This window comes from Streptomyces cavernae (genome assembly GCF_004023625.1).
In the GTDB taxonomy this organism is placed as follows: domain Bacteria; phylum Actinomycetota; class Actinomycetes; order Streptomycetales; family Streptomycetaceae; genus Streptomyces; species Streptomyces cavernae.
In genome coordinates, this window is sequence record NZ_RPDJ01000047.1 from 47,598 (window position 1) to 68,890 (window position 21,293).

Annotated in this window: 21 protein-coding genes; 9 read left to right on the plus strand and 12 right to left on the minus strand. The window is 67.9% G+C overall.

The features are described 5' to 3' along the window. Nucleotides 1-389 precede the first annotated feature (389 nt). Genes EF387_RS40015 through EF387_RS40035 form a run of 5 tightly spaced genes read left to right on the plus strand, consistent with a single transcriptional unit; the run spans nucleotide 390 to nucleotide 4,700 of the window. The gene (locus tag EF387_RS40015; RefSeq protein ID WP_238431964.1) at nucleotides 390-1,358 is read left to right on the plus strand and encodes a patatin-like phospholipase family protein; all 969 of its coding nucleotides are present in this window, start codon (nucleotides 390-392) and stop codon (nucleotides 1,356-1,358) included. After that, a complete protein-coding gene (locus EF387_RS40020) occupies nucleotides 1,355-2,578 on the plus strand; it encodes a macrolide family glycosyltransferase (protein ID WP_128381530.1) in 1,224 nt (407 codons plus the stop codon). The genes EF387_RS40015 and EF387_RS40020 overlap by 4 nt, the downstream gene beginning before the upstream one ends. Nucleotides 2,579-2,581: 3 nt before the next feature. After that, entirely contained in the window at nucleotides 2,582-3,067 is a 486-nt protein-coding gene (locus EF387_RS40025) for a hypothetical protein (RefSeq protein ID WP_128381531.1), read from the plus strand. Then, a complete protein-coding gene (locus tag EF387_RS40030) occupies nucleotides 3,064-4,002 on the plus strand; it encodes a hypothetical protein (protein WP_128381532.1) in 939 nt (312 codons plus the stop codon). Before EF387_RS40025 ends, EF387_RS40030 begins: the two co-directional genes overlap by 4 nt. 11 nt (nucleotides 4,003-4,013) lie before the next feature. Further along, the gene (locus EF387_RS40035) at nucleotides 4,014-4,700 is read left to right on the plus strand and encodes a TetR/AcrR family transcriptional regulator (protein ID WP_162467297.1); all 687 of its coding nucleotides are present in this window, start codon (nucleotides 4,014-4,016) and stop codon (nucleotides 4,698-4,700) included. Nucleotides 4,701-4,704: 4 nt separating this feature from the next. Here EF387_RS40035 and EF387_RS40040 read toward each other — a convergent pair whose 3' ends face one another. From EF387_RS40040 to EF387_RS40085, 10 genes are all read right to left on the minus strand, one after another. Continuing rightward, the gene (locus tag EF387_RS40040) at nucleotides 4,705-5,634 is read right to left on the minus strand and encodes a UTP--glucose-1-phosphate uridylyltransferase (protein WP_128381552.1); all 930 of its coding nucleotides are present in this window, start codon (nucleotides 5,632-5,634) and stop codon (nucleotides 4,705-4,707) included. A 228-nt stretch (nucleotides 5,635-5,862) separates the two neighbouring features. Continuing rightward, nucleotides 5,863-6,072 (minus strand): hypothetical protein, encoded by a 210-nt coding sequence (locus EF387_RS40045; RefSeq protein WP_128381534.1) that lies wholly within the window; start codon nucleotides 6,070-6,072, stop codon nucleotides 5,863-5,865. Nucleotides 6,073-6,156: 84 nt separating this feature from the next. Further along, entirely contained in the window at nucleotides 6,157-6,762 is a 606-nt protein-coding gene (locus EF387_RS40050; protein ID WP_128381535.1) for a YceI family protein, read from the minus strand. 254 nt (nucleotides 6,763-7,016) lie between these two features. Further along, nucleotides 7,017-7,763: an SDR family oxidoreductase gene (locus EF387_RS40055; protein ID WP_128381536.1), complete on the minus strand. Its 747-nt coding sequence runs from the start codon at nucleotides 7,761-7,763 to the stop codon at nucleotides 7,017-7,019. A gap of 285 nt (nucleotides 7,764-8,048) precedes the next feature. Beyond that, nucleotides 8,049-9,749, minus strand: a complete 1,701-nt coding sequence (locus tag EF387_RS40060; protein WP_162467299.1) for an FAD-dependent oxidoreductase — start codon at nucleotides 9,747-9,749, stop codon at nucleotides 8,049-8,051. A 182-nt stretch (nucleotides 9,750-9,931) separates the two neighbouring features. Continuing rightward, nucleotides 9,932-10,354, minus strand: coding sequence for an OsmC family protein (locus EF387_RS40065; RefSeq protein ID WP_128381538.1), 423 nt, complete (start codon nucleotides 10,352-10,354; stop codon nucleotides 9,932-9,934). A gap of 440 nt (nucleotides 10,355-10,794) precedes the next feature. Continuing rightward, a complete protein-coding gene (locus tag EF387_RS40070) occupies nucleotides 10,795-11,274 on the minus strand; it encodes an Ohr family peroxiredoxin (protein WP_274388981.1) in 480 nt (159 codons plus the stop codon). Nucleotides 11,275-11,488: 214 nt separating this feature from the next. Then, complete coding sequence (locus tag EF387_RS40075) at nucleotides 11,489-12,355, minus strand: class I SAM-dependent methyltransferase (RefSeq protein ID WP_238431965.1); 867 nt, start codon at nucleotides 12,353-12,355, stop codon at nucleotides 11,489-11,491. A 219-nt stretch (nucleotides 12,356-12,574) separates the two neighbouring features. Next, nucleotides 12,575-15,265 carry a pyruvate dehydrogenase (acetyl-transferring), homodimeric type gene (gene aceE / locus EF387_RS40080; RefSeq protein WP_128381540.1) on the minus strand — a complete coding sequence of 897 codons (2,691 nt, stop codon included), beginning with the start codon at nucleotides 15,263-15,265 and terminating at the stop codon, nucleotides 12,575-12,577. A 93-nt stretch (nucleotides 15,266-15,358) separates the two neighbouring features. Then, entirely contained in the window at nucleotides 15,359-16,117 is a 759-nt protein-coding gene (locus tag EF387_RS40085; RefSeq protein ID WP_128381541.1) for an SDR family oxidoreductase, read from the minus strand. A 380-nt stretch (nucleotides 16,118-16,497) separates the two neighbouring features. Between EF387_RS40085 and EF387_RS40090 the strand changes: the two genes are divergently transcribed. Together EF387_RS40090 and EF387_RS40095 are read left to right on the plus strand one after the other, a co-directional pair. Beyond that, a complete protein-coding gene (locus EF387_RS40090; RefSeq protein ID WP_128381554.1) occupies nucleotides 16,498-16,869 on the plus strand; it encodes a cupin domain-containing protein in 372 nt (123 codons plus the stop codon). A gap of 155 nt (nucleotides 16,870-17,024) precedes the next feature. Beyond that, entirely contained in the window at nucleotides 17,025-17,222 is a 198-nt protein-coding gene (locus EF387_RS40095) for a hypothetical protein (RefSeq protein WP_128381542.1), read from the plus strand. A gap of 191 nt (nucleotides 17,223-17,413) precedes the next feature. On the opposite strand, the gene EF387_RS40100 is transcribed toward EF387_RS40095, so the two are convergent. Together EF387_RS40100 and EF387_RS40105 are read right to left on the minus strand one after the other, a co-directional pair. After that, the gene (locus tag EF387_RS40100; protein ID WP_128381543.1) at nucleotides 17,414-17,887 is read right to left on the minus strand and encodes a carboxymuconolactone decarboxylase family protein; all 474 of its coding nucleotides are present in this window, start codon (nucleotides 17,885-17,887) and stop codon (nucleotides 17,414-17,416) included. A 260-nt stretch (nucleotides 17,888-18,147) separates the two neighbouring features. Continuing rightward, complete coding sequence (locus EF387_RS40105; protein ID WP_128381544.1) at nucleotides 18,148-18,912, minus strand: alpha/beta fold hydrolase; 765 nt, start codon at nucleotides 18,910-18,912, stop codon at nucleotides 18,148-18,150. 89 nt (nucleotides 18,913-19,001) lie between these two features. Here EF387_RS40105 and EF387_RS40110 point away from each other — a divergent pair, with 89 nt between their 5' ends. Both EF387_RS40110 and EF387_RS40115 read left to right on the plus strand, forming a co-directional pair. Beyond that, complete coding sequence (locus EF387_RS40110; RefSeq protein ID WP_128381545.1) at nucleotides 19,002-20,231, plus strand: FAD-dependent monooxygenase; 1,230 nt, start codon at nucleotides 19,002-19,004, stop codon at nucleotides 20,229-20,231. 91 nt (nucleotides 20,232-20,322) lie between these two features. Beyond that, a complete protein-coding gene (locus EF387_RS40115; RefSeq protein ID WP_128381546.1) occupies nucleotides 20,323-21,042 on the plus strand; it encodes a TetR/AcrR family transcriptional regulator in 720 nt (239 codons plus the stop codon). Nucleotides 21,043-21,293 lie beyond the last annotated feature (251 nt).

Below are 21,293 nucleotides of genomic sequence, written 5' to 3' on the forward strand. Positions count from 1 at the left end.
GGACGCACGCACGTTCCTGGACAAGCCCGGATCTCCTCCTCGCTTGCCGCCTCGCGCGCCGACCACGGACTGCCTCTCCAACAGCCGCGACAGTGCCCTACCGCAATCGCCGCCTGCATCGGCCCGGACACGGCTGAAGTCCCTGCCTCGAAAGGTCTCCCATGAAACGTCGTTGGTCTTACCGACGGGTTCGTACTCCTCTCTCCCTCATGGCCACCGCCACCGTTGCCGCCGGCCGGTCCTGGCCGCGAAACCAGTCCGCGTCGGCGCCGTGGTGAGGAGGGTTGACCATCATGAGGGTTACCTGGCGGGGACCAGTCCCCTGGGCGCGCTTCGGCTTCCGCGGAGGCGACTCGGCGCGCGGACGTGACCATGAGAGGCCTCGAACCGTGACGGGCGGCAAGGGGACACTTGCCCTGTCATCGAGCCGGCCGCCCGGTGACCACGCATCGGCGGGTCTGCGCGCCCTTCCCCGCCCCGTGGCCGTGGTGGTGGGCGCCGGTGGTGTGCTGGGAGCGGCGCATGTCGGCGTCGGGTACGCGCTGGAGCAACGCGGGTTCGTCCCGGACATGATCATCGGAACCTCGGTGGGTGCACTCAACGGGGCGATCGCGGCTGCCCACCCCAACACGGCCGCACCATGGCTGGATCACCTGTGGACGCAGTTGCGTCGCCGTGAGGTGTATCCGCTCGGCTACCTGTCCACACGGGCCAGCGTTTTCACCGATCGCGGCCTGCGCCGACTGATCGCTCGTGCCGGGCTGCCGTCGCGGATCGAGCAGCTGGCGGTCCCGTTCACCGCCGTGGCCATGGATCTGGCCACCGGCGCTCCGGTGCTGCTCAACCACGGAGACCTCGAGTCCGCGCTGCTGGCGAGCGCAGCCATTCCCGGGATCCTGCCCCCGGTGGATCGTGACGGACGGACACTCGTCGACGGCGGGGTGGTCGCCTATGTCCCGGTACTGGCGGCCCACCAGGCTGGGGCGGCCAGCGTGGTGGTGCTGTCGACCGGGCCGGAGAGCTCACCGTTGCGCCCCACCCATCCGCGCCGACGTGCCAGTGCGATCGCCGGCCGGGCCGGGCTGCTGCTGTTGCGCCATCAGATCGAGCGCGACCTCCATGAGGTGTCCCAGCACATACCGACCGTTGTGCTCCCGACTGGCATCGAGACCTGGCCCGCCCCGTGGGACTTCGGCCATTCCCAGCGGCTGATCAGCACCGCGTCCCGCACGGCGGGGCGCTTTCTCGACGGGCTGCGCATCAGCGGGCCCGGTCTGTACCGGGTCGACGACGCCTCGGCGACATCCGCCAGTCCCGACGTGTCATCGACTTCTTCCCTGTTGGAGGCGGACTTGTGAGTACCATCGCGTTCCTCAACATCGGCATGCACGGGCACATCAACCCGACGCTGCCGGTCGTGGCCGAGTTGGTCCGGCGCGGCCACACCATCACGTACCACAGCTCGCCCGCGTTCCGTGAGGAGATCGAGGTCACCGGTGCGACGGTGTACCTCTACCCCGGGGGCGACCAGCCGCTCCCCGACCCGCCGACGCCGGTCACGTGGATGGAGGCGCTCGCGGGCACCACCGTCCGGTGGCTGCCCGCTGTGCTCACCGACCTCCGCCGTGACCGGCCCGACTTGATCGTCCACGACAGCGCCTGTTTGTGGGGCGCGGTCGCCGCCCGCGAACTCAAGGTTCCGGCGGCCGCGTCGTTCACCACGTTCGCCTTCAACCGGCATGTCCCCAGCCCCACCCGCGGCTCGTGGGACCTGCTGGCCGCGGCGAGGACTCGGCCCCGCAGCGTCCGGAGCTACCTGCGGTCTCGTTGGAAGCTGCACCGACACTTCGACACGGGTGGGCTGCCACTGCTCGACTTGGCGAACATCCGCCAGCCCCTCAACGTCGTCTACACCTCGCGGGAATTCCAGCCTGCCGTCGAGGACTTCGACCAGTCCTACCGTTTCGTCGGCCCGAGCATCGGCGCCCGACCGGTCGACCTGTCCTTCCCGGTCGACCGGCTCCAGGACCCGGTGCTGTACGCCTCGCTGGGCACGGTGTTCAACGCCGATCCACGGCTGCTGCGCACTTTCGCCACCGCGCTCGCCCCGCTGGGCGGCACCGTGGTCGTGTCCACGGGGCAGACCGATCCCGACGCGCTGGGGCCGCTGCCGGCCAATGTGCTCGCCCGCCGCTTCGTGCCGCAACCGGAGGTGCTGGCCCGTGCGGCGCTGTTCGTCACCCATGGTGGGATGAACAGCGTCAACGAGGCCATGTACGCCGGGGTCCCGATGGTGGTGGTGCCGCAGGGCGCCGACCAACCGATGGTGGCCCGTCGCGTCGTCGAGCTCGGCGCCGGCCTGTCGATCCGTACCCAGGAGGTCGCCAGGGGCTCCGTGCGTGCCCTCGCCCGGCGCCTGCTCCACGAGCCCGGGTTCCGGGAGGCCGCGACCACCCTGAAGGCCGCCCAGCACAAGGCGGGTGGATACCGGCGGGCCGCCGACGAACTCGAGCGGTACCTGCATGCGGCCGGCTCGGTCCGTCGGCCGGTTCCCGTCGATCCTTCACAGCGAGGCTGAGTGATGTCACCCGTCGTCGTCCTGCTGGTGTTCGCCGGGCTGTCGGAGGCCGTCGGGCGCATCCTGCCTCTGGTAGCGCGCCGACACGGCATGTCGCGGACCCTTGTGGCCGGGGCGCTGCTGGCCGCCGGCCTCTTCGAGGGCGCTGTGTTCGCGCTGTGGCCGCTGACCGCGTGGACCCTGGCAGAGTTCGTGCTGTCCTCTCCGCCGCCCGGGCCCCCGCTGGTGTGGACACCAAGCCTGGTCGCCCCGCTGGTGCTCTCTGCCGTCCTTGCGTTCCCGTTGCTCGGGCCCCTGCTCCACCTGCTGCTCTTCGTGGGGGTGGGGGCCGGTCTGGCCGGCCCGCTCGCGGCGGCGACCGGGCTCGGCTGGTGGAGCGCCGCCGGTTACGTGGCCATCGCCGGGGTCGGGCTCGGTGTCCCTGTCGAGACCGTTCGGCGTCTGGTCGTGTGGATCAGCGCGCCCCGGGCAACGGAGTCGATCGCATGAACCAATTCCTGCTCTGGGCCATCGCCCTTGGGCCGGCTCTGCTCGCCGAAGCTCTGCTGGCCCGGCACGAGGTGCTGGTCTACAGCGCCGGCTTGCGTGCTCCTGTCACCCAGCTCCCGGAGGGCATCCCGTATGCCCGGGGTGCGGCCCCCGACAGTCCCCCGGATGCCTACCTGGTCTACCTGGACGGCATCGGGAAACGCCGCGTCCGCGACACCCGGGACGGCGGCCAGCTGGTCAAGGCGGTGATCGCCGGAGCGCCGGAGCTGCGGGTGCTGGGTCAGGTGCAGCCCTACTCGCCGCTGGCCGACCCGCTTGCCGATCGGCCGGTGTGGGCATGGCTGCGCCGTCACGTCGCGCTGCTGCTGTTTCTGCACAACGTCATGCAGGTCTTCGTCGCCGCCGACCACCGGTACCGCCCCCTGTACAACCGGGCCGTCGGTTCCCAGATCGCCACACAGCTCCGGCTCGCCGGCTACCAAGCCGACAGCGGTATCCCCGTGGTGTTGCTGAGCTACAGCGGCGGCGCGCAGGTCGCCACCGGCGCGGTTGACGAACTGCATTCCGAGCTGCGCTGCCCCCTCGTGGTGATCACGCTCGGCGGGTTCCACAACGGCGCCAACGACCTCACCCATGCCGAGCACGTGCATCAACTCACCAGCGCCGGCGACCGGATCGAGCGGCTTGGCGCCTGGATCTTCCCGCAGCGTTGGCGGCTGTTCCGCCGAAGCGGATGGAACCGCGCCCGCCGCGCCGGGAAGATCACCGTGCATCGGCTCGACCCGGCCACTCACCTGGGGCCGCGCAGCTACATCAGCCCGGAGGGCAAGCTGCCCGATGGCCGCAGTCACCTCGACCGCACCACCGACACCGTGATCGCCCTCATCCGTGCCCACTGCGGCGCGACCACCGTGACGGACGAACCGTTGCCATGAGGGAGAGTGCAATGAGCAACGGAGCCGGGAGCCCCTGTCCGGACAACGCCGCCGGTCGCCACGGTGCCGCGGCCCGCGGGAGGCGGCCCTCACGGGGTGGCGGCCGAGGTCCGGGACGGAGCAGCACCAGGGCCCAGATCCTCACGGCTGCGCTCGAACTCTTCGCCGCCAAGGGCTATTCGGGCACCACGATGCGCGGGATCGCCCGGCAGGCGCAGGTGGACCCGGCGCTGATCCACCACTTCTTCAAAAGCAAGGAGGGTCTCTTCCAGGACGCCGTTTTCTTCCGGATCGACATGTCCGCCTTCTTCGGCTTCCGCACGGACGACGAGGCGGAGGCCGGGATGAAGAACCGCGGGGAGTGGGTCGCCCGGACGTTCCTCTCCCTCTGGGAGGACGAGTCGACCCGCCTCCCGCTGGTCGCCGTCTACCGGACCAGCCTGTCGGACGAGGCGATCGCCAAGGTGTTCCGTGACCGGATCGAGGCAGCCTTCGTGTCGTGCCTGGGCCGGATCGCCCCCGAGGAGACCGCGCGGACACCGGCGTTCGCGTCCCTGGTGTCCGCGCACCTGGCCGGCATCGTCATGCTGCGCCACGTCCTCGCGGTGGAGCCGCTGGCCTCACTCGACTTCGAGGAACTGATGGAGTGGCTCGTCCCCGCCGTCGAGGCCCACTTCGACCGGTTACCCCAGGAGTAGGCGGTCACGTGTTGGTGTCCGCATCGAGGGCGGCGGCACGGTCGGCGTCGAATTCGGTGACCAGGCCGCGCAGGACGGGGCCGTACTCCGGGTGGGCGAGGGCGAACGCCATCTGGGCGACCAGGTAGTCGGCAGGATTACCGGTGTCGTACCAGCGGCCACTGATGACCTGCCCGTACACCGCGCGGGTGGACGCGTAGGCGTTGATGGCGTCGGTCAGGTAGACCTCGCCGGTCCTGTGCTCGTACCACCGGCGGCTCTGCTCGCGCAGTTCGTCGATGATGCCAGGCGTCACGACGTAGCCGCCGATGGCCGCGTACGACGACGGGGCGGCAGCGGGCTCCGGCTTTTCCACCAGGCCGGTGATGCGGAGTTGGCCGTCGCCGAGATCCTCCTTGACGATCGGCACGCCGTAGCGCTGTGAGTCGGTGGGGTCCATCGGCATGAGGGCCAGCACCGGGCAGCCGGTCTGGGCGTAGGCGCGGATCAGCTGCTGGGCACGGGGGACCTCGGCCACGAAGACGTCGTCGGGCCACAGCACCAGCGCCGGCTCGTCGCCGAAGGTACGGGCGGCGTTCAGCACCGGCGTGCCGTTGCCGTACGGGCCGTGCTGGTCGAGGTAGGTGATGTGTCCCTGGCGGGCCAGCTCCGCGACCTCCTCCACCGCGTCCGCGTACGCCGTCTTGCCGTCTGCGCGGAGTTGTTCGACGAGCGCGGGGTTGGGGCGGAAGTGGTCCTGGATGAGGTTCTTGCCGCCGGAAACGACGATGGTGATGTCGGTGATGCCGGAGTCCACCAGCTCGCGCACGGTGTGTTCGATGACCGGCTTGTCGCCGACCGGGAGCATCTCCTTCGGTGTCGCCTTCGTCAGGGGCAGCAGACGGGAGCCGAGTCCGGCGGCGGGGATCACGGCCTTGCGAATCGTCGAGGACATCATGACTCTCTCGGTCGGGCGGCACACCGTACGGGTCGACACGGCTCACCTTGACGCTACCAACACCCACCGTTGTCATGCCGTTCGCCGGTTTCCCCGGCCGCCTGGGTATGCGCTGGAACATGGGGGAACCTGGGACCGCCCGCGCCGGGCAGGCGTCCTCCTGGTCGCCCGAACGGGCATCCAGTTCGACTGATGGAGCCGGCCCGGCGGCAAGCGTATGGCGCCTCAGAGTTCGTCGGGGACCGATGCCTTGCTGACGGCCGACGAATGTGCGGGGAGCTGGTGCAGAGCGTCGGAGATCGCTTCGATCCGCTTGTTGAGGTCCACGATTTCCTGGCGAAGTTCGTTGACGCGCGTCTCCAGCTCAGTGGCTTCAGTGGTCAGCGCCACGACTGTGGCCGCCGTATCGATTCGGTTCTCAGTGGCTCGGGTCATCGTTGTCCTTCTGCGGACGGAGCACGGAGGGGGGCCGGCAGGGGGCCCCTCCTTGAGTCAGGTATTTGATGCGTCGACAGGCGCCTACAGCCCTTGGGAAGCTTCTGCCTCGTCCAGCTGTACGGCAGAGATGTCGAGAGTCAGCTTCACCTTGTCGCTGATCAGGACCCCACCTGTTGCCAGTGGCGAGTTCCAGTCAACTCCCCAGTAAGAGCGCTTCAGAGTGGCTGTCCCCTCGAAGCCGACACGGTTGTGCCCGTTGGTGTCCCGGCTTGCCCCACCGAACTCGAGGTCGATGTGAATGGGCAGTTCGACGTCCTTGATCCGAAGGTAACCGGTCATGGTGAAGCGGTCGCCACCGGCATCGGCGACCTTGGTGGAACGGAAGCTCATGAGAGGGAACGTCGCCGAGTCGAGGAAGTCGGGGCCGGTGACATGGGCGTCCCGCTCCGGAATGCCCGTGTCCAGACTGCTGGTCTGGACACTGACATGGGCCTCGGACCGGGCGGGATGGGACCCGTCGAGCTTGAGCAGCCCTTCGAAGGCGGTGAATTTTCCGTGCACGTTGGTGATCATGGCATGGCGGACGGAAAAACCGATCGCGCTATGGGCCGGGTCAATGGTGTAGACGCCAGTCAGCCCTGTATAGCGGGCGGTATTCAGAACAGTGATTTCCTTGTGGTTGAACATGGCGGGCGTTCCCTCCTGCTGGGATTTCGGACAGGGATGCATTCCGGCACACTGCGGCCGTGCAGTCGAATTGAGGGCCGCGTCTCGAGTGAAATGCCGCCGGTCGTGAGTGCCGATACCTGGAGCCGCGAGAGGTGAACCGAAAACGGCTTGTTCCGCGAAAGGCCAACGCAGTGTCTGTGCATGTGGTGGAGCGACTCTGCGGCCGGACTGCGGGGGTGGCCCCTGCCGGCAGGCAGGGGCCACGGCAGGACCTACTGCTGCTGCGCGAGCCAGTCGGCGAACCGGGTTCCGGCGATGTGCGCGCCCGGACCCGGCAGCAGCGTGGTCTCGTTCACCTGGGCGCCGGAGTACGGGGCGTGCGGGTCCGTGACGACCGTGCGGGGGTCGTTCTTGGCAGCGAGTCCCTTGCGGATGAGCTCGTCGAGCTGGAACACGTCGGGGCCCGCGACCTCCACCACGCCGTTGACCGGGGGGCCTACCGCGGTGCGGCCGACAGCCGCGGCCACGTCGTCGGAGTAGATGGGCTGGATCTTGACGGGGGCCAGACGCACGGTGTCGCCAACGGTCGACATCTCCGCGATCCCCTTCATGAACTCGAAGAACTGGGTCGCGTGGACGATGGAGTAGGGGATGCCGGACTCCTTGATCAGCTCTTCCTGGGCCTGCTTGGCGCGGAAGTACCCGCTCTCCTGGAGCCGGTCCGTACCGACCACGGACAGCGCCACGTGGTGCGTCACTCCGGCGTCGGCCTCCGCCTTCACGAGGTTGGTCGTGGAGGTGCGGAAGAACTCCATGGCGGCCTGGTCCTCGAAGGAAGGCGAGTTGGAAACGTCGACCACGACCGACGCGCCCTCCAGGACCTCGGCCAGGCCCTCGCCCGTCAGAGTGTTGACGCCGGTGTTGGGCGCGGCCGCGACCGCCTCGTGCCCGTGCTGATTGAGTTTGCTGACCAGCTTCGAGCCGATGAGCCCGGTTCCACCGATGACTACGACCTTCATAACGGATTCCTCTCGCAAGTGTTCATGGTGCGGCGCGTATCCTGCGATGATCTGTCCACCGGCACCGAATTCGGTCTGCACTAGAAGAGACAAGACAGGGGCTCTGCCTGTGACAGAGGCTCGCAAGAATCCGGAGTTCCCCGAAATGTCCGTCAGGAGCCGGCGGCACGAGACAGCGCGACTGTTGGTTCGCTCGCGCCACGATTCCGCCGGCGATCACCTGGCGTGCGGGAAAGAGAGCAGACGGGCGCGCCGCCGTCCCGCGCCGCGCAGAGTCGTACGAGGTTATTCGGCAAGTTTTCCTTCGGTCGAGACCTCTTCCATCAGGGAGGAAATCTCGTCGGGGACGGCCGGAATGCTCTCGCGGGTGATGCCGGCCGTCGGGGACCACACGAGATTGACCTGCAGGGCGGGATTCAGGCCGGGGTAGTCGCTGCGGTTGTGACAGCCGCGTGTCTCGCGACGCTCCAGTGCTGCTTCGAGGGTGGCCCGGGCCGCCAGGGCCGCGGACTTGAGGTCGAAGGCGTGCGCCAGGTCCTGATAGCCGGCGATGTCCGGGTGTACGCCGACGTCCTCCATCCTTTTCTCGATCACTGCGAGCTCCGCCAGCCCGGCCCGCAGGCCCTCTTCGTCGCGCACGACTCCCGCATGCTCGGTCATGGTGTTGCGGATGGCACGCTGCAGGGCGCGGACGTTCTCCGGTCCGTCGGCCGCGAGAAGAGCGTCGACCTCCGCGCGGGCCTCCGCGACGGCCGACGCCGACCGCGGCTGCGCGGTCAGGGACCGCGAGTACGCGGCGGCCGCCTGGCCTGTGATGCGGCCGAAGACCAGCAGCTCGATGAGACTGTTCCCACCGAGGCGATTGGCGCCGTGCAGCCCGCTCGACGCCTCTCCGATGGCGTACAGGCCGGCTACGCCAGTGCTGTGGTCCTCGGGACGCACCCACACCCCGCCCATCGAGTAGTGCGCGGTGGGCGCTATCTCGATCGGCTCGCGGGTGATGTCCAGCATCTGCAGGTCCAGAAGCGTCTGGTAGACACGAGGCAGCCGCGTCATGATCGTCTGCCGTGGCAAGTGGGAGACGTCCAGCCACACGCCTCCCTTGGAGGTCCCGCGCCCTTCCTTGATCTCCGTGTAGGACGCCAGGGCCACCCGGTCACGGGTGGACAGCTCCATGCGGTCGGGGTCGTAGCGCGCCATGAACCGTTCCCCGAGCGCGTTGCGCAGGATCCCTCCTTCCCCTCGGGCGGCCTCGCTGACCAGGGTTCCGGCCGCGCTCTCCGGCTCGATGACCCCGGAAGGATGGAACTGCACCAGCTCGGGGTCGCGCAGGCGGGCTCCGGCCTCCACGGCCAGGCGGAAGGAGTCGCCGGTGTTCTCGTCGCGCCGTGAGGACGTGCGCCGCCAGATGCGGGTGTGACCGCCCGCGGCGAGAATGACGGCGTCGGCGTGGATCACGTAGCGCGTTCCGCGCGTGAGGTCGAAGCCGTAGGCACCGAAGGCGGCGCCGTCGTGCACGAGCAGCCGGGTGATGTAGACGCCGTCGAGCACGGGGATCCTCAGCTGATCCGCGCGCCTGATGAGCGTGCGCTGGATCTCCAGGCCGGTGTAGTCGCCCGCGAAGGCGGTGCGCCGGAACTTGTGGGCGCCGAAGAAGCGCTGGGAGATTCGGCCGTCCTCCTCCCTGGCGAAGGCCATGCCGTAGCGTTCCAGGTCGTCGATGCCTCGGGCGGCACCCTGCGTGACGATTTGGACGGTGCGAGGGTCGGCCAGCAGATAACTCTCCTTGAGCGTGTCGGCCGCGTGCTGCTGCCAGCTGTCCTCGGGGTCCATGGTGGCCAGAGCCGCGTTGATCCCTCCGGCAGCAAGTGCCGTATGGGCGTCCTCCCTGGGGCGCTTGCCGACCGCGAGGACGTCGATGCCGGCCTCAGCCAGTTCGATTGCGGCTCGCAGCCCAGCGCCTCCGGTGCCGATCACCAGCACCATGGTGGCAAGACGTTGTTCGTTGAAAGCCACGGTTCACTCCGATCGCCGGGTTGTCACTCACTACGACCAGGCCGTACCGGGATCTGTGACACCTCTCCACGACGCCCTCGGGGCAGCCGGGCGAGCCGTTCGTCCTTGATGGCGACCACCGTCCGATCGCTCGGTTGCCACGGTAGGGCCGGTCACCGCGGCAGTGTGCGATTGCGGGACTCCGAGGGCCTCGCCATGACAGTGGGCACGGTGACGATCGAAATCTCCTTGGTCAGGAGGCGATGCACAGGGCAGCGCCCCGCAGCTGCCAAGAGTTCCTCAATGCGGGCAGGATCCAGATCGCCGGCCAACGTAATGTTCTTGACGACCTGCCCCTGCGGATCGAACCGCACAGCTACGTCGACCTGGTCGAGCGGCCAACCATGGCGGTCCGCGAAGGCCCGGACCGCCATGGAGGTACACGACCCGAGCGCGGCCAGTAGCAGTTCTACCGGTGTGGGCCCCGTATCGGTGCCGATGGGCTGGGGTTCGTCCGCAGTCAGCGTATGAGGGCCGATCGCAAGGGAGCGGGCGAGGCGTTGACCCTCGGCCACTGACACGATGCGTGTGTTCATCAGTCTGCCTTTCGGACGGGGTGCACCGCTGTGCGGTCCATGGACACCAAGTGGGGCGGCGAGTGCGTCGGTATGCCGTGACTCGTCCCTCACCGCTAAGACAGGAAAGCTCTCGCTCATGTGACATGTGGCCGGAGTCCGTCACACAGTGCAGCGCTGCCTGGCCTTAGGGGTCCTTGCACTATGCCCGCCCGGGTCGCGCGGCCCGGCACCGCTCCCCCAAGCTCTCGGCTGCGCTCGAGCAGGGGGCACCCCCATCGCCGCGTTGCCGAAAAGCCCAGGTAGCTCCTCCCCCAAGCTCTCGGCTCCGCTCGAGCAGGGGGCACCCCCATCCAGGGCTCTCCGGCGCCTTGCGATGCACGGCACCAGACCACGCGACCTCATCGGACGCTCATAGTGCAAGGACCCCTCAGCCACGGGCCGGGCCGCGAAGTCGTCGGCTAGGGAGCCAGCGTGATGGTGGTCGGTGTTCCCTGCCAGGCCATCTTCGCGTAAGGGCACAGCGAATTGGTCTTGTCCAGGAGCGGGGCGGCGATCTCGGGGTCGATGCCCGGCCACCTGACCACCAGGTCGACGCGCAACAAGTAGCCACCGTCGTCGGGGTCCCGCCCGAACGCCACGGTTGCCTCCACGGAGATCGCGGCCGGATCGAGCGTGGCCTGCCGTGCCACCAGGCTCAGTGCCCCGTGGAAGCAGGCGGCGAAGCCGGCAGCGAACAACTGCTCGGGATTGGTCCCCCGGCCGTCGCCGCCCAGTTCGGCAGGCATACGCAGGTTGATGTCCAGAACGCCGTCATCCGAGCGTGCTCTGCCCGAGGCCCGCCCATGACTCGCCACTCCGCCGCTCACCGTCACCGTCGTGGTGTATATGGGGACGAAGGACTCTCCGTCGAAGTCCTTGTCGGTGGACAGATTGGGCAAGGGATTTTCCTCGGTCACTTCATGACTCCGTCAACGTTGCGGTACACGGCAGGGCGCGGAACTGGACAGCTAGTTGACCGACAAGTCACCTCGGTTGTGACAGCCGTCGATACGGAGTCCCCACCGGAAGCGGCGGGCTGCCGAATCGGGTGACGATCCCGAGGGCGCGGACAGCCCCGGCCACTCCGGCCTGCGTCCGCCCGCTGTCGGGCTCTCAGCGCGGAGCCGGCGGAAGGGCTGTCGCAAGTCCCAGTCGGAGCAGGCGTGCATGCTCCGGAGATCGGGGCGCTGGGCATCGCCGTGTGAGCCGCACTGCCAGCACGGCAGGATCGGCCCGCTCGGGCAGCGGAGCGAATCCGGACTTCTCCAGTTCGCCTATCACCTCCGTACGGGCGGTCGGCCACATCCAGAATGTTTCGGTGTGCTCGCGCAGCACACCGCCCTCGCCCCGTACCCAGTATTCGAAGCGTGTCCGGATACGGTTCACGTCGGCCGACGCCACCATGCGCCCTCCGTACTCGTGCTGGCCGACCCTCTGGGTCGGGAGGTCGTGCGTGGTCTCGTGGTGAGGGAGGCAGGCAGGCGGGAGCTGGATGAGCAACACACCTCCGGGCACGAGTGCCCCGGCGATGGCAGGCCACAGTGCACGCCGGGAAGCCGGGTGAAGACAGGCGATCGTGTTGTGGCATATGGCCACGTCGGCCACCTTGTGCAAGCCGGCCTCGTCGAGCGTGTGGGGGTGCACGGTGACCCGCGTTCTCAGGTCGGAGGGCAGTGATGCGAGGCGCGTCATCAGCGGAGAACGCATGGAACGCGCGGGCTCGACAGCATGCACGGGTACTTGCGATTCCACGAGGCACATCAGCGTGACACGCCCGGTTCCGGCGCCCACGTCCAGCACGGCGAGACGGGCGTTCCCGACGTCGCGGCTGTACAACTGGCGTACGCGTGCCCCGTCTTGCTCGCCCTGCAAGATGTCGTAGAACTCGGCACTGATCGCATAGGCGTCCTGCTCTTCTCGGCGGGGAGGAGCGACGGACGCTTCTGACAGGAAAGGGTGCATATCCAGCAGACAGGCCATGCGACTCATCTGTGACAGTGAGGCCGAGACAGTGTGCCGGGGAGGGGAATTGTCCGCGGGCTCAGCGACGAAGCCGCCGTGGTCTTCAGCTCGGACGGCTGAGCCGTCTCTTCTTCGGACGACTCCGCCGTTTTGCGCAGCGGGGAGGACAACCGGAGTGCCTCGACCGTTTCGTCGGCCTGCTTAAGTCGGCGGGCGACCGTGCCATCGAGAAGGTGCTCACATCTGCCAGCTGTATCGGGAGCGCGCTTGGACAACCGTCTCCGGGTCGACGGCGCCGGCCCGCGCCAACCGGTCCAGTGCGGCGACAACGATCGACTCGGCGTCAACTCGGAAATATCGGCGCACGGCATCACGGGTGTCCGACAATCCGAAACCATCGGTTCCCAGCGACGAGTAATCCTGCTCGACCCACTGGCTGATCTGATCGGGCACCTGCCGCATCCAGTCGCTGACCGCCAGCACGGGCCCTCGTGCGCCCGACAGCACCGCCGTCACATACGGGACGCGCTCCTCGCCCCCCAGGCGCGCCCTATCGGCGCACAGGGCGTCGCGGCGCAGCTCCGTCCAGGACGTCACTGACCAGACGTCAGCGTGGACTCCCCACTGGGACAGCAGAAGTTCCTGGGCATCGAGCGCCCAGTGGATGGCCGTGCCAGAGGCCAGCAGCTGGATCCGCGGCCCTGAGTCGCGGGGCTCTGCCGGCCGGAAGGGATAGATGCCTCGCAGGATCCCTTCCTCCACCGACGGCCAGGAGGGCATGGCCGGCTGCTGCTTGGGCTCGTTGTAGACCGTCAGGTAGTAGAAGATGTCTTCGGGCTGGTCGCCGTACATCCGGCGCAGCCCTTCCCTGACGATCACGGCGATCTCGTATGCGAAGGCCGGGTCGTAGCTCACGGCGGCGGGATTCGTGGAGGCCAGCAGATGGGAATGCCCGTCGGCGTGCTGAAGGCCCTCACCGGTCATCGTCGTACGGCCGGCCGTCGCCCCGATGACGAAGCCACGTCCCAACTGATCCGCCAGGGCCCAGAACTGGTCGCCCGTGCGCTGGAACCCGAACATGGCATAGAAGATGTAGAACGGGATCATGGGTTCGCCGTGTGTGGCGTACGACGTCGCCGCGGCGGTGAACTCGGCCAACGACCCTGCCTCGGTGATGCCTTCGTCGATGAGCTGGCCGTCCTTGGCCTCTCTGTAGCGCAGTAGCTGATCGGCATCGACCGGCTCGTAGTTCTGACCCCCCGGCGAGTAGATCCCGGCCGTCGGAAACAGGGACTCCATGCCGAATGTGCGTGCCTCATCGGGGATGATGGGCACCCAGCGGCGTCCTGTCTCCTCGACGTGCATCAGTTCCTTGACCAGCCGGACCAGCGCCATGGTGGTGGCCACCTCTTGCCTGCCGAAACCCTTCTGAAGGGATTCGAAGGGGCCGGACGGCGGCTGCTTGAGCGCCTTGGTCACCACCCTCCGCAGCGGGACGGGGCCTGCCAGAGCGGAACGCCGTTCACGCAGGTACTGCACCTCTTCCGAGCCCTCACCGGGGTGCCAGTACGGCACCAGGTCCCCACTCAACGCGCTGTCCGGGATGGGCAGTTCCAATGCGTCGCGCATCCGACGGAACTGGGCCGTGGTCAGCTTCTTCATCTGATGATTGGCGTTGCGGGACTCGAAGTCCGAGCCCAGCGTGTGGCCCTTGACCGTCTGGGCGAGGACGACGGTCGGCTGCCCCATGTGCTCAACCGCGGCCCTGTAGGCGGCGTAGACCTTGCGGGGTTCGTGCCCGCCCCGGGAGTTCCCGAAGAGGTCGGTGAGCTGCGCGTCACTCAGACTCGCAGAAAGGTGGGACAACTCATTCCCGGCGAAGAAGTGTTCGCGTATGTAGGCGGCGTCCCGTGCGGCGTACGTCTGGAGCTGACCGTCGGGCACCTCACCGAGGCGGCGGACGAGAGAGCCGTCCGCGTCCTGCTGAAGCACGGGATCCCAGGCCTCACCCCAGAGAGTTTTCACCACATGCCAGCCCGCGCCGCGGAAACGGGCCTCGAGTTCCTGCACGATCTTGGAATTCGACCGCACCGGACCGTCCAGCCGCTGCAGGTTGCAGTTGATGACGAAGGTGAGGTTGTCGAGACCTTCACGGGCCGCAAGTTCCAGTGCGGCCGTCGACTCGGGCTCGTCCACTTCCCCGTCTCCCAGGAAGGCCCATACCCGCGACCCGGAAGTATCCTTGATGCCCCTGTCGCGCAGATAGCGGTTGAATCTGGCCTGGTAGATGGCGTCAAGAGGACCGAGCCCCATGGACACGGTCGGGAACTCCCACAGCCACGGCAGGCGCCGGGGGTGCGGGTAGGACGGCAGGCCGTGGCCGTCGGCCTCTCTCCGGAAGCCGTCCAGGTGCTCCTCGCGCAGCCGGCCCTCCAGGAACACCCGCGCGTAGATGCCGGGGGAAGCATGTCCCTGCAGATACAGCTGGTCCCCGGAACCGTCACCGTCCTTGCCCTTGAAGAAGTGATTGAACCCGATCTCATAGAGCCATGCCGCCGAAGCGTAGGTCGAGATATGACCGCCGAGGCCCAGGCGGGAACCGCGGGTCACCATCGCGGCAGCGTTCCACCGGTTCAGCGCGGTGATGCGGGACTCCATCGCGATGTCGCCAGGAAAGGCCGGTTGGGACGACGCCGGTATGGTGTTGATGTAGTCCGTGGACACAAGCCCCGGCAGGGCCACTCCGGACCTGGCCGCGTACTCGTGCACACGCCGCAGCAGGTAAACGGCGCGTTCGGGCCCAGCATGCCTGATGACAGCGTCGAGTGATGCCTGCCATTCCTTCGTTTCCTCGGCGTCACGGTCGGGCAGCTGGTCGAGCTCACTCATCGCAGAGGACTCTGCAGGCCGGCTGGCTGGCTCACTCATGACAGTACTCCTGCGTGGCGGGGAGCGGAGATGGCGGTCGGCGGTAAGGCGATCGCGACGGACGTCGCGAGGGCGTTTGCGGTGGCCAGGCCGTCATCCCCGCGCGTGGACGACGGGCTGGGCGAGCCACTCGGTGAACGTCGTGTGGCCGAAGCGGGCGTCCGCTCCGGGGAGAAGCGCTCCCTTCCCCAGCTGGGCACCGAAGTACCGGGCGTGCACATCGGTGACGACAACCCGTTTGTCATGCCGGGCGGCCAGCACCTGCGCTGTGAGGTCGTCGAGGTGGTGCTCCTCCGGGCCGGCGACCTCGAGGGTGCCGAACAGCGGAAGGCATACGGCGACATGCGCGACGGCTGCGGCGACGTCATCCGTCGACACGGGACGAATGAGGACCGGCGCCACATGTACGCGGTCGTAGTAGGTCTTCGCGGTCGCCATGGCTTCGACGGATTCGAAGAACGGAGTGGCACGCACGATCGAGTGAGGGATCGGTGATCGCCGTACCTCGTCCTCCTGCGACAGCTTCCCGCGGAAGTAACCTGACCGCAGCCGCTCGGCTCCCACAACCGAGAGAATCAAATGGTGCTCGACACCGGCCGCGGACGCGGCGGCAAGGAGGTTGCTCGTAGCGGTGTGGAAGAACTCCAGACTGGCCTGGGACGCATGTGATGGTGCGTTGGTTACGTCGACCACCACATCAGCGCCTCGCAATGCCTCTCGAAGGCCGCGACCGGTGATGACATCGACACCATCACGGCGTGAAGCGGGCACGACCTCCACACCGTGATCCCGAAGCCTGGCGACCGTCCTGGAGCCGATCAGCCCGGTGGCCCCTGCGACAACGACTCTCATCGGGGTTCCTTCCCTGCGAGGGGTCAGCGACCCCGCTGGTTCCTTCATGTCGGCGAAATCAGACACTCCACTGACTACGACCGCGGTCGTGCCGTTGTTGTGACACCGCTCAACAAGTAGTGCCACGGTTCAAGGACCAAGTGCCGCGAACAGCGAACAGCGAACAGTGGGCGGCGCAGGCTGAACGAACCCGCTGTCACAGACACACCGTGTGCACGGTCATCACTGCGAAACAGTTATGCGAACCCTGGAGTGTACGGCGGCGGTACTTCGCCCATTCCGGGGCGGATCTATGGAGGTGCAGCACAGTGTCGGACAAGGACTCAGCGGGCAAGACCAACGATCAGCCGAGATCCGAGGCATGGAAGACCGCAGCGAAGATGCTGCAGGATGCCAAGCCGCCCCACATCCCCGAGGGCGCTTCGGCCATGACCCTCTTCGTCGAGTGGCCGCCCGGTGACCCTGGGACTCCTCCACACCGCCACCCGGGGCCGGCCTTCGGGTACGTGATCGAAGGCGCGGTGCGCTTCGAGATCGAGGGGGAGCCCGAGCGCGTGGTCAAGGCCGGTGAGACCTTCTGGGAGCCAGGCGGCGACGTGATCCACTACCAGGACGGCAACGCTCTGACGGAGGCCCAGACCCGGTTCACCGTGACCATGCTGTGTGAGCCGGGCCAGCCGATGCTCACGCTGGTCGACGAGGAAGAACTGGCACAGCGGACTCACCTACGAGCACCGCGTCCCTCGGACTGACCTGGAGCTCCCGAACACACGCGTGGAGGCCGGGGTTTGCGACGGAACGCAAGCATCCCGCACACCCCGGCCGTCAATCCCCGATCTTCCTGCGTACCGCGGCGGAGCACAGCTCAAAGGAGGCAACAGTGTTCGAACACCGGACAGAGGCAGAAATGAGGCTGCACTCGGAAAAGACGGCCAGGGAACTCGCCCTGAAAAAGCGGAGGGAGGAGGGTAGGGAGAACAACGACGTCACCGAGAACAACGACGTCACCGGGAACAACGACGTCATGGAGCCACCGCGTCGCGCCGACGCGGTGCACGCGACCACGGAAACGAAGGCCACCACCGACGCGGAGCCGGCCGGATGACCTCTGAGGACGCGAGTGGGTGTGCTGCCGAGTGACGGTCGGCCGGAGTCGGCCGATGTGGTCCCGGGTTGGGAGACGGCGACGCCAACGCACCGTTCAGCAAAACGATTGACGCAGGTAGTCCGTCTCCCCGCCGTAGGTCGGGGCGGCGCGGAGACGGACCGTGTGTACCTGGCCGGGGAAGGTGCCGGCTAGCCGAACTGGCCGGGCTGGTAGTCCCCGGCAGGCTGCTGGTTGATGACGTTGATGCGGTTGTAGGCGTTGATGACGGCGATGAGGGAGACGAGGGCGACGAGCTGCTCCTCGTCGAAGTGCTTGGCGGCGTTCGCCCAGGCCTCATCGGTGACACCACCGGCCGCGTCGGCGATTCGGGTGCCCTGCTCCGCCACTTCCAGTGCGGCACGCTCAGCTTCGGTGAAGACCTTGGCCTCGCGCCAGGCCGCAATCAGGTTGAGGCGCTGCGGGGTCTCTCCCGCCAGGGTGGCGTCCTTGGTGTGCATGTCGGTGCAGAAGCCGCAGCCGTTGATCTGGCTTGCGCGAATTTTCACCAGTTCCTGGACCACGGCCGGCAACGTTGAGTCCGAAACCACCTTGTTGGCCGAGTTGATGTGCTTCAGCACCTTTCCCGCGAGAGGGTGGCCGAAGTAGTTGATACGCGATTCCACGGTGATCTCCTTGCCGTGTTGCGGATACACCCTATAGACCGGCGACCTGGCTATATGTGACAGGTAATTGGGTGTGACCTGCGTCTCTCCGGTCGGCTTCGGTGGCAGCTCTGGCCGCTCTTCGAAGATCCGCATCGGCGGCGGTCAGGTCCCACTGGTCCCGGCCGCACACCGTTGGGCCGCGCACAAGACTCCATGATTGTGGGCGGCCTCGTCGGCTTCGAGGTGCGGTCGCGGATGTACTCGCGATCCAGCCCGACTCAGCGGTCCAGCGAGTCCCAGAAGTCGGTGAGCACCTGGGCACCACGGGCGGGGTCCTGCGTCATCCACCAGTGACCGAGCCCGTCGAGCGTCGCGGTCCCGGCGCCGGCCAGCCGCGCCGTGCGGCGCCGCTGTTCGTCGGTCCCGACCAAGAGGTCCTCGGTGGCGAGCAGGGCGAGGCCCGGCCGCTGCGCCGCGCGTTCGAGGTTCCGGCCCAGCTCGGCCATCACCGGTTGGGCGGCTGACCGGTAGAGCGCGTGCGCGGCCCGTCCCATCGCCTCGTCCTGGCCTACCGCGACTCGCTTCGCCACCGGCTCGCTCATGCCGAACTTCACGAGCATCGCGACCCGCATCGCGGGGTCCGGGCCGAGCGGGACAGCGGGGTCCGGTCCTGTGCTCTCCGGCGCCTGCTGACTCAGGGCGAACTCGTGCCACACGTAGTCCGGTTCGAACAGGCCGATCACATCGCTGACCCAACTGCGCACGAGGTCCGGGCGGGCCATCACCGCGTTGAGGGTGTGCACGCCGCCCCAGTCGTGCCCGACCAGGTCGACGGGCTCGGCGAAACGCTCCAATTCGCCGATGAGCCAGTCCCTGTATTCACCGACGGTCGCACCGAACCCCGTCGGCAAGGGCGCCCCGAAACCGGGCGGGCACAGGCGGATCGGGCCGGGTCGAGCGGGAGCGATGCGTTCGAGCTCGACGAGCAGCGGTTCCCAAACCTCCGGCGTCTCAGGGAAGCCGTGGACGAAGACGGTTGGCATGGCGGAACTCCGTTCGTGTGGTCGCGACCTGTCCCCCCCGCCGCGACTGACCAGATGACTAATTTGGTCAGTAAGTCTACTCTGGGGCCATGAAGACGAACACCACCCCACGACAGCGGGCTCTCGTAGTCGGACTCGGCGTCAGCGGAACCGCCTCCGCGCTGCGGCTGCACAAGGCGGGCTGGGACGTTGTAGTCCTGGAGAAAGCAGCCGAACGCCGCCGTGGCGGGTACTTCCTCACTCTCTTCGGCACCGGAATCACCGCGGCAGAGCGCCTCGGCATCGAGGTGCCGGACCGCTTCTCGACGGACATCGCCTACTACAACGTCGATCGCGCGGGCCGGCGGCGGCGCGGCATGGGCTTCGCCGAGGCCGTGGCCGGCGAGTCACGCCCGGTCGTGCGCGGCGACGTCGAGCAGGCCGCGTTCGATGCCCTGCCCGAGGACGTGGAGATCCGGTACTCGTCCGTTCCGGTCGCGCTACGCCAGAACGCGGGAGACGCGGAGAGCGTGCAGGTCGACATCGAGGACCGAGCCGCGGGGACGGTGACCACCGAACGGTTCGACCTCGTGGTCGGGGCTGACGGCCTGCGCTCGACCGTGCGCCGGCTGGCGTTCGGGCCCGACGACGGCCGCATTCACCGTCTCGGCTACATGCTCGCGGCGTGCGCCCTGCCCGGCCCGGTCCCCGGCTTCCGGGGCACGGACGGAATCATCATGTCCGAGGTGGGCCGGTCGGCATGGGTGTTCGCCTTCGCCGACCGGCCACCGACGGTGCTGTTCAACTACCGGACCGACGATGTGGACCGCGAGTTCACCCGGCCCGCCATCGACTCGCTGCGGGCGGTGTTCGGACCGGAGCCCACGGGCTCGACGCTGGGCTGGCTGCTCGACCAGTTCGAGCAAGCGCCGGACCACCTGTTCGACACCGCCGAGCAGGTGCGGCTCGACACGTGGCACCAGGGCAGGGTGGTGCTCGTCGGCGACTCGGCGTGGTGCCTGACCCTCTACTCCGGGATGGGGGCCTCCAGCGGCCTGGCCGGGGCCGACATGCTGGGCACGATGCTGGAGCTGTATCCCGGAGAGGTGCCGCGCGCCCTGCGGGCCTGGGAGGAGAAACTCCGCCCCTTCATCGAGTTCCACCAGGGCAGCGGCATGGCCATGCGAAAGCTTTTCGTCCCGGCCGACCGCGGCGAGTACGGGATCCGGTTCGTCTTCGACCATGTGGTGGGTACGACGCTCGGCAGAACGCTCCTCTCGGAGGCCGAGCACCGCAGCAAGCGTTCCCGGATGAAGACGGTCGACATCGGCCTGATGTGACCCGGCCTCTGAGCCCGCCCCACGGCCGGCTCACCTCCGTGGACCTCCGTGACATCATGCTGCCGAAGAGCGAACGGGAGGAACCACGACGGTGAGCCGGCTGATCGAACACGACTCCGTCAAGGCGGCCAGAATCCTCGACAGCGCGCGCGAGTTGGTCCTCGAACACGGCCTCCGCAAGGTGACCATCGCCGAGATCGCCGCGGCCGCGGGCGTGGGCAAGGGCACGGTCTACCTGTACTGGGAGACCAAGGAAGACCTGTTCGTCGGGCTGGCCGCGCGCGAGGTACTGGCCTGGATCGAGACCATCAACAACCAGATCGCCCAGGACCCGCAGTCCATCCTGCCTCGCCGTTTCGCTCCGCTGCTCATCCGCACGACATTGGCCAACCCGTGGCTGCGGTGGCTCTGGACCGACGACAGCGCCCTGCGGCAACTGCTCCACCGCCCCGCCGATCAGGAGCGCTTCGCCGAGGCCACCACGAGCGCCATGGGCAGCGCGGTCCTGACGATCCTGCGCGACCACGGGATCGTGCGCGACGATCTCCCGCTGTCCAGGCAGATGTACGCCCTGCACGCCGTGCTGGTCGGATTCAGCACCGTCATGAACGACGCCGGTGTCGCAGGCCCACTCAGCATCGACGATCCCGAAACCGCCCTCGCCGACACCGCCCACCTGCTGCTCGAACGGCCCCGCGATCCCGCCGCGCGCGCTGTCGCCAAGGCCGCGGAAGCGGTGCGAGCCCGGTTCACCGAGATTCACGACAACCTCCTGGGGCTCGTTGCGGCTGGCGCCGCCGGAACCAGATGACCCGTGCCCTCAAGGCCGCGCCGTTCAGCCGCGGTTCAGCCGACTCGGTGTAAGGCAAGGCCGCGTGCCTCCGTGCTGCGTGGCGTCGCGCGGCAGACGGGAATTTGACGACAGGGCCTAGGCGCAATGCCGTTGTTTTACGTGGTTGCGGGTTGGGGTCGCTGGATGCGGACTGCTCGGGTGCCGGTGTGGGTGGGTTGGGGCCAGGTGTGGTGTTCGGCCCGTTTGAGTCGATAGTTGGACATCTTGCG

Excerpts from the sequence above, each read along its gene's own strand:
- EF387_RS40110 (WP_128381545.1), top strand. The coding sequence starts at position 19,002 with ATGAAGACGAACACCACCCCACGACAGCGGGCTCTCGTAGTCGGACTC.
- EF387_RS40075 (WP_238431965.1), bottom strand. The coding sequence starts at position 12,355 with ATGGCCTGTCTGCTGGATATGCACCCTTTCCTGTCAGAAGCGTCCGTC.
- EF387_RS40095 (WP_128381542.1), top strand. The coding sequence starts at position 17,025 with ATGAGGCTGCACTCGGAAAAGACGGCCAGGGAACTCGCCCTGAAAAAG.
- EF387_RS40065 (WP_128381538.1), bottom strand. The coding sequence starts at position 10,354 with ATGAACACACGCATCGTGTCAGTGGCCGAGGGTCAACGCCTCGCCCGC.
- EF387_RS40085 (WP_128381541.1), bottom strand. The coding sequence starts at position 16,117 with ATGAGAGTCGTTGTCGCAGGGGCCACCGGGCTGATCGGCTCCAGGACG.
- EF387_RS40105 (WP_128381544.1), bottom strand. The coding sequence starts at position 18,912 with ATGCCAACCGTCTTCGTCCACGGCTTCCCTGAGACGCCGGAGGTTTGG.
- EF387_RS40055 (WP_128381536.1), bottom strand. The coding sequence starts at position 7,763 with ATGAAGGTCGTAGTCATCGGTGGAACCGGGCTCATCGGCTCGAAGCTG.
- EF387_RS40035 (WP_162467297.1), top strand. The coding sequence starts at position 4,014 with ATGAGCAACGGAGCCGGGAGCCCCTGTCCGGACAACGCCGCCGGTCGC.
- EF387_RS40090 (WP_128381554.1), top strand. The coding sequence starts at position 16,498 with ATGCTGCAGGATGCCAAGCCGCCCCACATCCCCGAGGGCGCTTCGGCC.
- EF387_RS40040 (WP_128381552.1), bottom strand. The coding sequence starts at position 5,634 with ATGTCCTCGACGATTCGCAAGGCCGTGATCCCCGCCGCCGGACTCGGC.
- EF387_RS40050 (WP_128381535.1), bottom strand. The coding sequence starts at position 6,762 with ATGTTCAACCACAAGGAAATCACTGTTCTGAATACCGCCCGCTATACA.
- EF387_RS40060 (WP_162467299.1), bottom strand. The coding sequence starts at position 9,749 with ATGGTGCTGGTGATCGGCACCGGAGGCGCTGGGCTGCGAGCCGCAATC.
- EF387_RS40025 (WP_128381531.1), top strand. The coding sequence starts at position 2,582 with ATGTCACCCGTCGTCGTCCTGCTGGTGTTCGCCGGGCTGTCGGAGGCC.
- EF387_RS40045 (WP_128381534.1), bottom strand. The coding sequence starts at position 6,072 with ATGACCCGAGCCACTGAGAACCGAATCGATACGGCGGCCACAGTCGTG.
- aceE (WP_128381540.1), bottom strand. The coding sequence starts at position 15,265 with ATGAGTGAGCCAGCCAGCCGGCCTGCAGAGTCCTCTGCGATGAGTGAG.
- EF387_RS40030 (WP_128381532.1), top strand. The coding sequence starts at position 3,064 with ATGAACCAATTCCTGCTCTGGGCCATCGCCCTTGGGCCGGCTCTGCTC.